Origin of the sequence: Methylobacterium sp. J-092 (assembly GCF_022829325.1) — a bacterium.
Classification (GTDB): domain Bacteria; phylum Pseudomonadota; class Alphaproteobacteria; order Rhizobiales; family Beijerinckiaceae; genus Methylobacterium.
In genome coordinates, this window is record NZ_JAKSXU010000056.1 from 1 (window position 1) to 15,220 (window position 15,220).

General features: G+C 71.1%; 9 protein-coding genes and 2 pseudogenes. 6 read left to right on the forward strand and 5 right to left on the reverse strand.

Annotated features, from left to right (window positions below):
• Nucleotides 1-136: 136 nt before the first annotated feature.
• Nucleotides 137-310, reverse strand: a pseudogene (locus MKK60_RS04865) (transglutaminase-like cysteine peptidase); the annotation flags it as partial.
• On the opposite strand from MKK60_RS04865, the pseudogene MKK60_RS04870 reads away from it, so the two are divergent.
• Together MKK60_RS04870 and MKK60_RS04875 are read left to right on the forward strand one after the other, a co-directional pair.
• Nucleotides 302-454: pseudogene (locus MKK60_RS04870) on the forward strand (transglutaminase-like cysteine peptidase); the annotation flags it as partial. The pseudogenes MKK60_RS04865 and MKK60_RS04870 overlap by 9 nt on opposite strands.
• 109 nt (nucleotides 455-563) lie before the next feature.
• Nucleotides 564-893 (forward strand): hypothetical protein, encoded by a 330-nt coding sequence (locus tag MKK60_RS04875; RefSeq protein ID WP_243984111.1) that lies wholly within the window; start codon nucleotides 564-566, stop codon nucleotides 891-893.
• Nucleotides 894-1,215: 322 nt separating this feature from the next.
• Here MKK60_RS04875 and MKK60_RS04880 read toward each other — a convergent pair whose 3' ends face one another.
• The 4 genes from MKK60_RS04880 to MKK60_RS04895 all read right to left on the reverse strand — a co-directional run bounded on the left by MKK60_RS04880 (nucleotide 1,216) and on the right by MKK60_RS04895 (nucleotide 5,988).
• The gene (locus MKK60_RS04880; protein ID WP_243984112.1) at nucleotides 1,216-1,758 is read right to left on the reverse strand and encodes a MucR family transcriptional regulator; all 543 of its coding nucleotides are present in this window, start codon (nucleotides 1,756-1,758) and stop codon (nucleotides 1,216-1,218) included.
• 722 nt (nucleotides 1,759-2,480) lie between these two features.
• Nucleotides 2,481-3,692, reverse strand: a complete 1,212-nt coding sequence (locus MKK60_RS04885; protein ID WP_147729747.1) for an ABC transporter permease — start codon at nucleotides 3,690-3,692, stop codon at nucleotides 2,481-2,483.
• Between the two features lie 277 nt (nucleotides 3,693-3,969).
• Nucleotides 3,970-4,422, reverse strand: a complete 453-nt coding sequence (locus MKK60_RS04890; RefSeq protein ID WP_147729523.1) for a DUF4112 domain-containing protein — start codon at nucleotides 4,420-4,422, stop codon at nucleotides 3,970-3,972.
• A 411-nt stretch (nucleotides 4,423-4,833) separates the two neighbouring features.
• Nucleotides 4,834-5,988 carry an aminotransferase gene (locus MKK60_RS04895; protein WP_147729522.1) on the reverse strand — a complete coding sequence of 385 codons (1,155 nt, stop codon included), beginning with the start codon at nucleotides 5,986-5,988 and terminating at the stop codon, nucleotides 4,834-4,836.
• A 304-nt stretch (nucleotides 5,989-6,292) separates the two neighbouring features.
• Here MKK60_RS04895 and MKK60_RS04900 point away from each other — a divergent pair, with 304 nt between their 5' ends.
• The 4 genes from MKK60_RS04900 to MKK60_RS04915 all read left to right on the forward strand — a co-directional run bounded on the left by MKK60_RS04900 (nucleotide 6,293) and on the right by MKK60_RS04915 (nucleotide 15,034).
• Nucleotides 6,293-6,433, forward strand: a complete 141-nt coding sequence (locus MKK60_RS04900) for a hypothetical protein (protein WP_187274922.1) — start codon at nucleotides 6,293-6,295, stop codon at nucleotides 6,431-6,433.
• Nucleotides 6,434-6,710: 277 nt separating this feature from the next.
• Nucleotides 6,711-8,045: an MdtA/MuxA family multidrug efflux RND transporter periplasmic adaptor subunit gene (locus MKK60_RS04905; RefSeq protein ID WP_243984113.1), complete on the forward strand. Its 1,335-nt coding sequence runs from the start codon at nucleotides 6,711-6,713 to the stop codon at nucleotides 8,043-8,045.
• Between the two features lie 277 nt (nucleotides 8,046-8,322).
• Entirely contained in the window at nucleotides 8,323-11,469 is a 3,147-nt protein-coding gene (locus MKK60_RS04910) for an MdtB/MuxB family multidrug efflux RND transporter permease subunit (protein ID WP_243935793.1), read from the forward strand.
• Between the two features lie 253 nt (nucleotides 11,470-11,722).
• Nucleotides 11,723-15,034: an efflux RND transporter permease subunit gene (locus MKK60_RS04915; protein WP_147842999.1), complete on the forward strand. Its 3,312-nt coding sequence runs from the start codon at nucleotides 11,723-11,725 to the stop codon at nucleotides 15,032-15,034.
• Nucleotides 15,035-15,220: the final 186 nt, after the last annotated feature.

The following is a 15,220-nucleotide window of genomic DNA, read 5'->3' on the forward strand; positions in this document are numbered from 1 at the left end:
CGATTTCGGGATGGAACGGAACATCATGGGCGTCGGGGTGGGCGCCTCCGATCCCGGAACGTCGCGCCGACGCGGTGAAGCTTGCGTCAACGCCCCGACTGCGAGGCCATCCCGTCGCGGGACGTCGCCGGCGATCTCAGCGGCTGGCGGCGGTGACCGGGGAGGTGACGCCGCCGAGGGAGACCCAGGCGCCAGCGTCCTGGCTCTCGCGCTTGCTGAACGTGTAGCCGGTGCGGTGCCAGGGCGGGCGCTGGCTGGTCTTGTGGTGGAGCACCAGGTCGCCGCGGTCGGTGATCAGGGTGAGCACGGCGACCTGGTGCTCGACAACAAGACCAGCCAGATCCTGCCCTGGCACCGCACCGGCTACACCTTCATCAAGCGCGAGAGCCAGGACGCCGTCGCCTGGGTCTCCCTCGGCGGCGTCACCTCCCCGGTCACCACCGCCAACCGCTGAGATCGGCGGCGACGTCCCGAAACGGGATGGCCTCGCAGTCGGGGCGTTGACGAAACCTTCACCGCGTCGGCGCGACGTTCCGGGATCGGAGCCGCCCACCCCGACGCCCATGATGTTCCGTTCCATCCCGAAATCGTTGCTTGCCGCGGGCCTGCTCGTCGCGCTCGCCGCCGTGCTGCCGGCGCGGGCCGGCGAGGCCGGGACGCGCTACGCCTCCTGGCACGGCTGCCTCGACCGGCATTTCGGTCTGCGCGCCGCGATCGGAAGCCGGCTCCTGGCGGCCGACGCGGCGATCGGCGCCTGCCGCGCGCCCGAGCGGGCCTACCTCGCCGCCCTCGCCGCCTCGCCGCTGCTCGATGCCGACGACGCCGAGCAGGCCCGCGCCGCCCTGGTCGCGCGGGCGCGGGCCCGGCTGCTCGGGCAGCGCGCCGCGCTCTGACGCCGCCGATCCTTCGAGAGAACGGTCTTCGCAAACGACACCGCACGCCGCGCCGGATCGCGGCGCGCGTGCGGTGTCGGTTCGCTCGGCACGCCGCGCCTTTCCCGCTCACGCGTCCGGCGAATGCCGGCCCGAGCGGCGTGGGCCGGTCGTCGGGCGCTGCAGGGGAGCGGAGGGAGGGGGAGCGGAGGCAGAGGGAGCGGAGGGGGGCGCGATCCGCCCGTCCGGCACGACCCGCCCGACGGCACGCAGGTCTCCGGCGAGACCGGGTCTGCCGATGGGGCTCGGATCGTGCCGGAGCGGGCGCGAGGCCGCCTCGGCCTCAGGCGGCGTCGGCCTTGCGGGACTGGCTGGCCTTCACGGCGGAGGTCGCAGCCTTGCGGCCGCGGCGGGCGGGCGCGGGCGCCGCCTCCTCGACCTCCTCGGGGGCCTCGGCGGGGGTCGAGCGGCCGGGCTGGCCGAGGCCGAGGCTCTTGGCGAGCGCCGAGCGCTGGGCCGAATAGTTCGCCGAGGTGGTGGGGTAGTCGGCCGGCAGGCCGTAGCGGTCGCGGTAGCTGTGCGGGTCGAGGCCGTGCTTGGTCAGGTGGCGCTTCAGCGTCTTGTAGGACTTGCCGTCGATGAAGCTGACCAGCCCGTCGGGGCGGATCGACTTGCGGATCTGCGCGGGGCTGGGCTTCTCGACCGTCTCGGCCGCGACGGGGGTCGTTCCGGAGCCGACGTTGTTCAGCGCCTCGTGAATGCTGGCGATGAGCGTCGGCAGTTCCGTGATCGGCACGGAGTTGTTCGACACGTAGGCCGCGACGACGTCGACGGTCCGCTCGATATACTCGTTGCTGGTCTGTGCCGACGGTGTAGTTTCAGACATACGTCCGTTCCTTGCCTGTTCCTTGATGGGTCCCCACCCGCAGGAATTATGATGTTTGGCAGAGAAAGCAAGGATGTCGGAGCGGTTATCGGTGCTCAACACACGAACAAGTGTGGATCTTGCCTGCCGTGCTTCGGCGCTATCCGTGCAACCGACCCGGCATCCGCAGCAATGCAGTGCTCAGCGCCGCGCGAAATCTCTGCAACTGCGGAGGGCGGGATTCCGCTGTTGCCCGAACCCGTTACAGCGCCCGCGCGCGGGCGGGGCGGGCGGGCCAAATGCTGGACGGATGCGTCTTGCGCGACCGCCGGCCCGGGCGACGGCTTTATGTCCAAACTGGAGGTCTGCGCAATGGTGGATAAAAGTGTCGCACCAAGATCAATGGCCTGGGATATTTTGAATTCACGCGTACCGGTATAGACATACTAAGTATCGCGATGATGTTCTCGCGGCCGGGCGTGGGAACGGATGCCTCGGGCCGGAGGATCCCGCCGCGCCGACGGTGCTCGAACCTCAGGCGTCAAGCATCCGAGGGCCGGCCCGGTCCTCGCGCGAGGCATTCGCGGCGCGCGGCCGGCGGGCGCATCTCCGGGACACAGTCGCTTCGCGCGACGCCGGTGCCGACGGACAGTCTTGCGGTGCGGACAGGCGCGCTCGGCGGCAGGGTTCGCTCGGCGGAAGGTCTTGCTCGGCGGCAGGGTTCGCTCAGCGGAAGGTCTTGCTCAGCGGAAGGTCTTGCGCGGATCGAACGCGTCGCGCACCGCCTCGCCGGCGAAGACCAGCAGGCTCAGCATCGCGGCGATCACCAGGAAGCCGGACAGGCCGAGCCAGGGCGCGGTGAGGTTGTCCTTGCCCTGGGCCAGCAGCTCGCCGAGCGAGGGCGAGCCGGGCGGCAGGCCGAAGCCGAGGAAGTCGAGCGAGGTCAGGGTGGTGATCGAGCCGTTGAGGATGAACGGCAGGAAGGTCAGCGTCGCCACCATGGCGTTGGGCAGCAGGTGCACCGTCATGATGCGGACGTTCGACAGGCCGAGCGCGCGGGCCGCCCGCACGTACTCGAAGTTGCGGGCGCGCAGGAACTCGGCGCGCACCACGCTGACCAGCGCCACCCACGAGAACAGCAGCATGATCCCGAGCAGCACGAAGAAGCCCGGCGCGATGAAGGCCGAGATGATGATGATCAGGTAGAGGGTCGGGATGCCGCCCCAGACCTCGATGAAGCGCTGGAACGACAGGTCGACCCAGCCGCCGAAATAGCCCTGCACCGCGCCGGCGACCACGCCGATCAGCGAGGAGACGGCGGCCAGGATCAGCCCGAACAGCACCGAGATGCGGAAGCCGTAGATCACGCGGGCGAGCACGTCGCGCGTGGTGTTGTCGGTGCCGAGCCAGTGCCAGGGAATGCTGGCGCAGCCCTTCCCCGGCACCGTCTCGGCGGCGTGGCACTGCGCGTCGGTGAGCATCCAGGTCGGCGGCGAGGGCGAGGGCGTCGGCAGCCCGTCGTTGATGGTGTCGTAGGAGAACGGGATCGGCGGCCAGATCGCCCAGCCGTTCTCGGCGATCTCCCTGGCGATCTCGGGGGTGCGGTAGTCGGTCCGCGCCAGGAAGCCGCCGAACTTCTCCTCCGGGTAGTCGATCAGCACCGGGAACAGCCACTCGCCCTTGTAGGAGGCGACGATCGGCCGGTCGTTGGCCAGGATCTCGGCGAACAGGCTGACGACGAACAGCGCCAGGAAGATCAGGAACGAGACGTAGCCGAGCCGGTTGCGGCGGAAGTTCTCGAGCCGGCGCCGGTTGAGCGGCGACAGGCCGCCGCGGCGGGGCGCCAGCGGCCGCGCCTCGGGCAGGCCCTCGCTCGGCCGCAGCACGATCGGCTGCGCCCCGGGCATCGGCGCGGGCACGGCGTCGCCCTCGGGGGGCCGGGCGATCTCGTTCATCGCGGGCTGCTCCGCAAGTGGGGCACGAAGTGGGTCGTAGGGTGCGCGCGATTTCCCTCCCCCCGACGGATCTCGGGCTTGCCCGAGATCCGCATCCCGTGTGCCCCAGTCGGGCAGGCCCGACTGGGGTGCGGGGCAGGGGACCCTGCGCAGCAGGGGGGGAAAGGGGAGCGCCGCATCCGGAGAGGTCGCTCCCCTCTCCCGACCCGCGCTGACGCGAGGCCCGCCCTCCCCCGCAGAGGGGGGAGGGGACGGGAACCGCGTGCCCTGGGAACCCTCAGCCGTCGATCCGCACGGCGGTGCCGTCGATCTCGTTGGGGCGCAGCCCGCCGCTGCGTTCCATCCAGCGGCGCAGCAGGCGGACGTTGCGGCGGTTGGCCTTGAAGGCGGCGTCGAACAGGTCGCCGGCCAGGGGCACGATGCCGATCGCGCCGTCGAAGGCGACGTTCAAGGCCATCCGCGCGATCAGCCAGCGCGGCGCCCCGAGGCGGCGCGCCTCCGCGACGATGTAGGACGAGATCACCATGCCGGCGATGTCGCCGACGATCGGCACGAGGCCGATCACCGCCTCGAGCCCGACCCGCCGGTTGAGGCCGGGGATCAGGAAGGCGGAATCGAGCAGGTGCGCCAGCGCCTCGAGCCGGGCGAGCGTCGCCTCGCGGCTCTGGTCGCCGATGCGCAGCGTCGTGCCCGCGCGCCAGCTTTGGGAGAAGGTCTGCGAGGGATCCATCGGCGGAAACCGGTGAGCGAGGGTGGCCATGGCCCAGGATGTGGTGCCGCGGGGCTGCCCCGGCAAGGCGGGGGGCGTCGTCGTCGCTCGGCGGACGGACGCATGGCCCCTGGAGCAATGGCCCCTGGAGCAAGGCCCCCGGCCACAGGAGCTCCCGCCCCATCGGAACGCGCGCCCGGTCCCCGCGCATCCCCTCGCCCCGCCTGCGGGGAGAGGGCCGCGACGACCCCGTCGTCGTCGCGGCGAGGCGGCAGCCGACGGTGAGGGGGCTTCGACCGGCGAGCCTCCCACGGCACCGCCCCCTCACCGCCGCTTCGGCTGCGCTTCCCGGCCGCACTACGGGGTGCGGCCGGGCCTCTCCCCACTTGCGGGGAGAGGGGATGGGCGTTTCATCCCAAAGCCGAAACCCGCTCACGATGCCGCCCGCCGCACGCCCGAGAGCCGGTCCAGCGCCGCGTCCAGCGTCGCGTCGGCCTTGGCGAAGCAGAGCCGCACGAGCGTGCGCACGGCCCGGTCCGGGTAGAACGCGCTCACGGGAATCGCCGCGACGCGATGCTCGCGCACCAGCGCCTCGCAGAAGGCGACGTCGTCGGCGTGGCCGAGATCGGCGATGTCGAGGTTGAGGAACCACGTCGCCTGCGCCGGCAGCACCGTGAAGCCGAGATCGGCGAGGCCGCCGGCGAGCCGGTCGCGCGAGCGGGCGTAGCCGGCGCGCATCCCGGTGAAGTAGGCATCGTCCTTCGCCAGCCCGTAGGCCACCGCCTCCTGCAGGTTCGGCGGCGTGGTGAAGGTGAGGAACTGGTGCGCCTTGGCGAGCGTCCGCATCAGCGCCGCGTCGGCCATCACGAACCCGACCTTCCAGCCGGTGAGCGAGAAGATCTTGCCGGCCGAGCCGATCTTCACCGTGCGTGCCCGCATGCCGGGCAGGCTCATCAGCGGGACGTGGCGGGCGCCGTCGAACACCACGTGCTCCCAGACCTCGTCGCACAGCGCGATCGCGTCGTGGCGGCGGCAGAACGCGGCCAGCCGCGCGAGGTCGTCGGCGCCGAGCCGGGTGGCACTCGGGTTCAGCGGGTCGTTCAGCAGCACCACCTTGGTGCGCGGCGAGAAGGCGGCGGCGAGCGCGGCCTCGTCGAGGCCGAAGGCGGGCGGCGTCAGGGTCACGATCCGCGGCACGCCGCCGGCGCGCAGCACCAGCGGCAGGTAGGCGTCGTACATCGGCGCGAACAGCACGACCTCGTCGCCCGGCTCGATCAGCGCCAGCAGCGCGCCGGCGAGCGCCTCCGTCGCGCCCGAGGTCACCATCACCTCGGTCTCGGGATCGAGGGCGAGCCCCTGGTGCCGGGCGTAATGCGCCGCCACCGCCGCGCGCAGGGACGGCAGCCCCATCATCGGCGGGTACTGGTTCGAGCCCTCGACGAGCGCCCGCGCGCCATGGGCGCGCATGTCGGCGGGGCCCGGGTCGTCGGGGAACCCCTGCCCGAGATTGATCGCCCCGTGCTCGCGGGCGAGCCGCGACATCGTCTCGAACACCGTGGTCGGGAGGCCGGAGAGGACCGGGTTCATGCGAAGCGGGAGGCGGACATCGGCGAGGTGATACCATGGCGCCGATCCCGCCCGAAACGTGCGGGAGCGCACGCCACCGGCGATTGCTGCCAGGCCTCACGGCTGACGAATGTTGACATTCATCAGCCGTGAGATAGCTTTCGGGAACACGGCCGGTGCGGCGCCGGTGGGCGCGGAACTCCGCCCCCTCGTTCCGTTCCTGACCTGGCGCCGGACCGGTCGTCGCGAGGCCCGCCAATTCGTTGGCGGGCCTTTTCGCGTTATGGCCTCGTCCGCCTGCCGTCACGGATCGCCGGAGCCCGCCATGTCCCCCCGCCGCGCCCTCGCGCTCGCCTTCGCCGTCGGCGCCCTCGGCCTCGGCCTGCGGCGCGCGGTCCCGGTGGTGCCGGTCGACGAATCCTACCGCGACGTGGTGCGGTACTACCGCGCGCTGGAGCGGCCCTGACGGGCCAGCAACAGCACCGAAACATCGGTGCCGTACTGACGACGCATTGACGGGCGATGGCTGCGGCGCAGGGATGCCGAGCGGGCGCACCCGGACCCGAGCCGCGCCCGGCGCGGGTGCCGCAGGGCACGGTCCGTTCGGATGCCGTACAGGCGGCCGGGACCAGGGTGTCGGATTCGCTCCCCGGGCCGACGAACGGTCGGCCCGCGGACGAAAACAGCGAGAGGATAGGGCGCGACACGGGCGCGGCGGCGTCCGGAACGTGGTCTAATCAGTCATGAACGAGAGCTCACCCATCCGCACGGACACGGCGCGCGCGTTCCAGCCGGACCCGGTCGCGTCGCCCGGCAAGACGCGCCGGTTCCGCCCCTTCCGCTGGATGCTGCTGCTCCTGGCGCTGCTGGCCGCCGGCGCGGTGGCCCACCGCTGGTACGACGGGCGCACGCAGGTCGCGGGCGGCCCCGGTGAGACCCAGGGCAAGGGCGGCCGCGGCGGCGGCAAGCGCGGCGGCATGGACGTGCCGCAGGCGGTCGGCATCGCGCAGATCGTCACCGGCGACATCCCGGTGGTGCTCCAGGGGCTCGGCACCGTCACGCCGCTGGCCACCGTCACCGTGAAATCGCAGATCAGCGGCTACCTCACCGACATCGGGTTCCGCGAGGGCCAGACCGTGAAGAAGGGCGACTACCTCGCCCAGGTCGACGCGCGGCCCTACGAGGCGCTGCTCGCCCAGTACCAGGGCCAGCTCGCCCGCGACCAGGCGCTGCTGCAGAACTCGAAGCTGGACCTGGCCCGCTTCCAGCGCCTCGCCCAGCAGGATTCGATCTCGAAGCAGAACGTCGACACCCAGGGCGCGCTGGTGAAGCAGAACGAGGGCACGGTCGCCTCCGACCAGGCCCTCGTCGACCAGCAGCGGCTGAACATCGCCTACGCGCGCATCATCTCGCCGGTGGAGGGCCGGGTCGGCCTGCGCCAGGTCGACCAGGGCAACTACATCACCGCGGCCTCGACCAACATCGTCGTCGTCACCCAGCTCCATCCGATCTCGGTGGTGTTCACCCTGCCCGAGGACGACGTCCTCCGGGTGATGCGCCGGGTGCGCGCCGGCGCCAAGCTCGCGGTCCGCGCCTACGACCGGGGCGACGCCCACGAGATCGCCACCGGCACCCTCGACACGGTCGACAACCAGATCGACGTCACCACCGGCACGGTGAAGCTGCGCGCCCTGTTCGACAACAAGGACGAGGAGCTGTTCCCGAACCAGTTCGTCAACGCCAAGCTCACCGTCGATACGGTGGCGAACGCGGCGCTGGTTCCCAACGGCGCGATCCTGCAGGGCACGCCCGGCACCTACGTCTACCTGATGGACGGCGACGCGAAGGTCTCGGTCCGCCCGATCAAGACCGGCGAGACCGACGGCACGCGGACGGTGGTGCTCTCCGGCCTCCAGGCCGGCGACCGCGTCGTCACCGACGGCACCGACCGCCTGCGCGACGGCGCCCCGGTGCGGATCACGGAGGGCGTCGACGGCCAGAAGGTCACCCCCGCCGCCGACGCCGGCGGCGCCCAAGAGGCCGGACAGAAGCGCGGCCGCCGGCGGCAGCAGCCGTGAGTGACGCGATCCAGACGGCGCGCTTCCCCTCTCCCCGCACGCGGGGAGAGGCCCGCACGGACCTCGTCGTCCGTGCGGGACGCGAAGGCGCAGCCGAAGCGGCGGTGAGGGGGCGGATCCGGACGAGCCTCTTCCGGCGAAGCCCCCTCACCGTCGGCTGCCGCCTCGCTGCGACGACGACGAGGTCGTCGCAGCCCTCTCCCCGCGTGCGGGGCGAGGGGATGCGCACGGATCGCCGCGGTGATCGCCTCCGCCTGTCCGCGAGCGGGCCCCCGGCATGAACCCGTCCCGCCTCTTCATCCTGCGCCCGGTCGCGACCACGCTCCTGATGCTGGCGATCCTGATCGTCGGCGGGGTGTCGTACCTGAACCTGCCGGTCTCGGCGCTGCCCTCGGTCGACTACCCGACGATCCAGGTGCAGACGTTCTATCCCGGCGCCAGCCCGGAGGTGATGACCTCGGCCGTGACCGCGCCGCTGGAGCGGCAGTTCGGGCAGCTCGCCAACCTCAACCAGATGACCTCGCAATCCTCGGCCGGCGCCTCGGTCGTGACCTTGCAGTTCAACCTCGACCTGCCGCTCGACATCGCCGAGCAGCAGGTCCAGGCGGCGATCAACGCCGCCGGCAACCTGCTGCCGTCCGACCTGCCGGCGCCGCCGATCTACGCCAAGGTCAACCCGGCCGACGCGCCGGTGATCACGCTCGCGCTCACCTCCAAGACCCTGCCGCTGACGCAGGTGCGGGATCTCGCCGAGACGCGGCTCGCCCAGAAGATCTCCCAGGTGGCCGGCGTCGGCCTCGTCAGCATCTCCGGCGGCCAGCGGCCGGCGGTGCGGGTGCGGTTCAACGCCCGGGCGCTCGCCGCCTACGGGCTGAACATCGACGACCTGCGCACCACGATCACCAACCTCAACGTCAACACGCCGAAGGGCACCATCGACGGCCCGAAGCAGAGCTACGCGATCAACGCCAACGACCAGATCCAGGACCCGAAGGCCTACGACGACGCGATCATCGCCTACAAGAACGGCGCCCCGGTGAAGATGTCGGACGTGGCCGACGTGGTGCAGGGGCCGGAGAACACTAAGCTCGGCGCCTGGGCCGACGAGACGCCGGCGATCATCCTCAACATCCAGCGCCAGCCCGGCGCCAACGTCATCGCCACCGTCGACAAGATCAAGGCGCTGCTGCCGCAGCTCCAGGGCACGCTGCCGGGCGCGATCCAGGTGAGCCTGCTCACCGACCGCACGGTGACGATCCGCGCCTCGGTCGAGGACGTGCAGTTCGAGCTCGGGCTCGCCATCGCGCTCGTCGTGCTGGTGATCTTCCTGTTCCTGCGCAGCGTCTCCGCCACGCTGATCCCGAGCCTGTCGGTGCCGCTGTCGCTGATCGGCGCGCTCTCGGTGATGGACCTCTACGGCTTCTCCCTCGACAACCTGTCGCTGATGGCGCTGACCATCGCCACCGGCTTCGTCGTCGACGACGCGATCGTGGTGATCGAGAACATCGCCCGCCACGTCGAGGACGGCGATTCCCCGCTCGAGGCCGCGCTCAAGGGCAGCCGCGAGATCGGCTTCACCATCATCTCGCTCACCGTCTCGCTGATCGCGGTGCTGATCCCGCTGCTGTTCATGGGCGACGTGGTCGGGCGCCTGTTCCACGAGTTCGCGATCACGCTGGCGGCCACGATCATCATCTCGGCGGTGGTCTCGCTGACGCTGGTGCCGATGCTGTGCGCGCGCCTGCTCAAGCACGTGCCCCAATCTCCCGCGTCCCTTGCCGAGACCCGCCGCCGCGAGGGCGTGCTCGGGCGGATGGGCCGGCGCGCCACCGAGGGCACCATCGCGGCCTACGGCCGGGCGCTGCGGGTGGTGCTCGACCACCAGGGCCTGACGCTGCTGGTCACGCTCGCCACCATCGCGCTCACCGCGACCCTGTTCGTGACGATCCCGAAGGGGTTCTTCCCGGTGCAGGACACCGGCGTGATCCAGGGGATCACGCAGGGCGACCAGACCCTGTCCTACGCCGCGATGGCCGAGCGCCAGCAGCGCATCGCCGCGATCATCCTCAAGGACCCGGACGTCGCCAACCTGTCCTCGTTCATCGGCGTCGACGGCCAGAACGTGACGCTGAACTCAGGGAGGTTCCTGATCAACCTGAAGCCCCAGGCCGAGCGGGCCGAGCGGGCCGGCGCCATCATCCGCCGCATCCAGGCGGCCACCGCCGACGTCGCGGGCCTGCGCCTCTACATGCAGCCGGTGCAGGACCTGACGATCGACACCGCGGTGTCGGCGACGCAGTACCAGGTGATCCTGGAGACGCCGAACCTCGAGGATTTCGAGACCTGGGTGCCGCGCTTCACCGACGCGCTGTCGCGGTCGCCGGTGGTGGCCGACGTCGCCAGCGACCATCAGGGCCAGGGCCTGGCCGCCTACGTCACGATCGACCGGCCGACGGCCGGGCGCTACGGCATCACGCCGGCGACGATCGACAACGCGCTCTACGACGCGTTCGGCCAGCGCATCATCTCGACGATCTTCACCCAGTCGAACCAGTACCGGGTGATCCTCGAGGCCGACCCCGACCTGCACAGGACCATCGCCAGCCTCGACGCGATCTACCTGCCCTCCTCCACCGCATCGAGCGGGCAGGTGCCGCTCTCGGCGGTGGCGCGGATCGACGAGCGCCGGGCGCCGCTGCTGATCTCGCATCTCGGCCAGTTCCCGGCCACCACCGTGTCGTTCAACCTCGCGCCGGGCGCCGCGCTCGGCCAGGCGGTGGACGCGGTGGAGGAGGCGCGGAAAAGCATCGACCTGCCGCCGAGCTTCCGCGTGGTGCCGCAGGGGTCGGTGTTCGCCTTCCAGTCGGCGCTCTCGAACGAGCTGTTCCTGGTGCTGGCGGCGATCGTCACCGTCTACATCGTGCTGGGCGTCCTCTACGAGAGCTTCATCCACCCGATCACCATCTTGTCGACGCTCCCGTCCGCGGGAATCGGCGCGCTGCTCGGATTGATGCTGTTCGGGCTCTCGCTCGACATCATCGCGATCATCGGCATCGTGCTGCTGATCGGCATCGTGAAGAAGAACGCGATCATGATGATCGACTTCGCGCTCCAGGCCGAGCGCGAGGACGGGATGTCCCCGCGCGACGCGATCTACGAGGCCTGCCTGCTGCGCTTCCGCCCGATCCTGATGACGACCCTGGCCGCGTTGTTCGCCGCGGTCCCGCTGATCGTCGGCACCGGCGTCGGCTCGGAGCTGCGCCAGCCGCTCGGCATCGTCATCGCCGGCGGCCTCATCGTCTCCCAGGTGCTGACGCTGTTCACGACCCCGGTGATCTACCTGTTCTTCGACCGCCTCGAGCGCCGCATCACCGGCCGCCGCGAACCCGAGCCGGACCTGCCTGCAGGCGAGGCGCTGCCGTGAGGAAGATCGCGACAGCGCCTCGCATCCCCTCGCCCCGCCTGCGGGCACAGGGCCGCGACTACCTCGTCGTCGTCGCGGCGAGGCGGCAGCCGAGGGTGAGGGGGCTTCGGCGGAGGAGCCTCCACCGTTCGCGCCCCCTCACCCTCGCTGCGGCTTCGCCTGCGCTTCCCGGCAGCACGACGGGGTGCAGCCGGGCCTCTCCCCGCGTGCGGGGAGAGGGGAACAGCGCCGTGACGCCTATGGGCTTTCGCCCATGAACATCTCCGAGCCCTTCATCCGGCGCCCGGTGGCGACGACGCTGCTGACCGTCGGCGTGCTGCTCGCCGGCCTCTTCGCGTTCCTGAAGCTGCCGGTGGCGCCGCTGCCGCAGGTGGATTTTCCGGTCATCCTGGTCCAGGCGCAGATGCCGGGAGCCAGCCCCGAGACCATGGCGGTGACGGTGGCGGCGCCGCTGGAGCGGCGGCTCGGCAGCATCGCCGACGTCAACGAGATGTCCTCGACGAGCTCCACCGGCACCGTGCGGATCGTGCTGTTGTTCGGCCTCAGCCGCGACATCGACGGGGCCGCGCGCGACGTGCAGGCGGCGATCAACGCCGCGCGGGCCGACCTGCCCACCGCGCTGCGCCAGAACCCGACCTACCGCAAGTTCAACCCGGCCGACTCGCCGATCGTCATCCTCGGCATGACCTCGGACACCCTGACCCCCGGCCAGCTCTACGATGCCGGCGCCACGGTGGTGCAGCAGAAGCTGTCGCAGCTGCCCGGCGTCGGCAACGTCGACATCGGCGGCTCGTCGCTGCCGGCGGTGCGCGTCGAGCTCGATCCGACCGCCCTGTTCCACTACGGCATCGGCCTGGAGGGCATCCGCGCGGGGCTGGCGTCGGCCAACGCCAACTCGCCCAAGGGCGCGATCGAGGCGGGCGACCGGCGCTTCCAGCTCTACGCCAACGACCAGGGCCGCAAGGCGGAGGATTACCGCGACCTCGTCGTCGCCTACCGCAACGGCGCGGCGGTGAAGCTCACCGACGTCGGCGAGGTGATCGACTCGGTCGAGGACCGGCGCAACCTCGGCGTGGTCAACGGCAAGCAGGGCGTGCTGCTGTTCGTCTACAAGCAGCCGGGCTCGAACGTCGTCGACACGATCAACGGGGTGAAGGCGGCGCTGCCGCAGATCGTCTCGGCGCTGCCCGGCGGCATCGACGTGAAGCTCACCGGCGACCGCAGCGCGACGATCCGGGCGTCGCTGGCCGCCACCGAGGAGACGCTGCTGATCGCGGTCGGCCTCGTCATCCTCGTGGTGTTCGCGTTCCTGCGCTCGGGGCGCGCCACGCTGATCCCGGCGGTGGCGGTGCCGATCTCGATCGTCGGCACCTTCTCGGTGATGTACCTGCTCGGCTACTCGCTCAACATCCTGTCGCTGATGGCGCTGATCATCGGCACCGGCTTCGTCGTGGACGACGCCATCGTCGTGCTCGAGAACGTCCAGCGCCACATCGAGATGGGCAAGTCCCGCATCGAGGCGGCCCTGGTCGGCGCCCGCGAGGTCGGCTTCACCGTGATCTCGATGAGCCTGTCGCTGATCGCGGTGTTCCTGCCGATCCTGCTGATGGGCGGCCTGATCGGGCGGATCTTCCAGGAATTCGCCGTGACCCTGTCGCTGGCGATCCTGATCTCGCTCGTGCTCTCGCTCACCACCACGCCGATGATGTGCGCGCGCTTCCTGCGCCCCGAGGCGCACGGCGCGGGCAGGCGCCCCAACATCCTGATCCGCGGGCTGGAGGGCGCCTTCACCGGCACGCTGAACGCCTACGAGCGCACCCTGCGCGTCGCGCTCGGGCACCCGCGCCTCGTGCTGCTGGTGCTCGCCGCGACGGTCGGGCTCAACGTCTACCTCTACGTCATCGTGCCGAAGGGCTTCTTCCCCGAGCAGGACACCGGCCAGATGATGGGCGGCATCCAGGCCGACCAGCGCATCTCGTTCCAGTCGATGGAGAAGAAGCTCAAGGAGGCCGCCGCGATCGTGCAGGCCGACCCGGCGGTGGACAGCGTCGTCGGCTTCACCGGCGGGCGCGGCACCAACTCGGCCAACGTCTTCGTCGGGCTCAAGCCGGTGGGCGAGCGCGCCTCGATCGGCGAGGTGTCGAACCGGCTGCGGCCCAAGCTCTCGCAGGTGGCCGGCGCCCGGCTCTACGTCTTCCCACGCCAGGACCTGCAGATGGGCGGGCGCCAGAGCTTCGCCCAGTACCAGTACACCCTGCAGGGCGACACCGCGGCCGAGCTCTACGCGGCGGCGCCGAAGCTGGTGCAGGCGCTGCAGAAGGACCCGACCTTCGCCGACGTCACCTCCGACCAGCAGGAGGGCGGGCTGGAGAGCCGGCTGGTGATCGATCGCGCCACCGCCTTCCGCTACGGCATCACGCCCGACAAGATCGACAACACCCTCTACGACGCCTTCGGCCAGCGCCAGGTCTCGACGATCTACAACCCGCTCAACCAGTACCACGTCGTGATGGAGATCGCGCCGCGCTACCTGGAGAACCCCGAGACCCTCAAGCAGCTCTACGTCTCGACCTCCGGCGGCAAGGCGCGCGGCTCGGCCACCACCAACGCGGTCGCCGGCACGGTGGCGGCGGCGCCCGCCGGCGCCGTCCCCTCGACCACCGCCGCGGCCGACGCCAGCACCAACGCCGCCGCGGTCGCGTCGGATTCGGCCCGGAACGCGGCCGCCAACGCCATCGCCGCCTCGAAGGGCAGCGCCTCCTCGAGCGCGCCGGTCTCGTCCGCGGTCGAGACCATGGTGCCGCTCTCGGCCTTCACCCGGGTCGAGACCGGCAACGCCCCGGTGCAGGTGAGCCACCAGGGCCTGTTCGTGGCGACCACGATCTCGTTCAACCTCAGCCCCGGCAAGAGCCTGTCGGACGCCACCGTCGCGATCGACAAGGCGATGGCGGAGCTGCGCCTGCCGGCCACCATCCACGGCGAGTATGCGGGCGCGGCCAAGAACTACGTCGCCTCGGCCTCGCGCCAGCCGCTGCTGATCCTGGCCGCGATCCTGGCCGTCTACGCCATCCTCGGGATCCTGTACGAGAGCTTCGTGCACCCGGTCACGATCCTCTCGACGCTGCCGTCGGCGGGCATCGGCGCGCTGCTGGCGCTGCTGGTGACCGGCACCGAGTTCACGATCGTCGCGCTGATCGCGGTGTTCCTGCTGATCGGCATCGTCAAGAAGAACGCCATCATGATGATCGACTTCGCCCTCGACGCGGAGCGGACCCGCGGCGCCAGCCCCCGCGACGCGATCTTCGAGGCCTGCCTCTTGCGCTTCCGGCCGATCATGATGACAACGCTGGCGGCGCTGCTCGGCGCGGCGCCGCTGATCTTCGGCGGCGGCGAGGGCTCCGAGCTCCGCCGCCCGCTCGGCATCGCCATCGCCGGCGGCCTGATCGTGAGCCAGATCCTGACCCTGTACACCACCCCCGTCGTCTACCTCTGCCTCGACCGCCTCCGGCACCGGGTGAACGCCCGCCGCCGCGGCGGCGCAGCGGCCCTGCCGGCGGGGGAATGATGCGGTTTCGATCGATGCAGGACGGGGTCGGCGCACCCCCCTCTCCCCGCGCGCGGGGAGAGGGCCGCGACGACCTCGTCGTCGGCGCGGCGAGGCGGCAGCCGACGGTGAGGGGGCGTATCCGGATGCGCCTCGTCCTGCCCGGCCCCCTCACCTTCGCTTCCGCTCGCCGCATGCACGACGCGG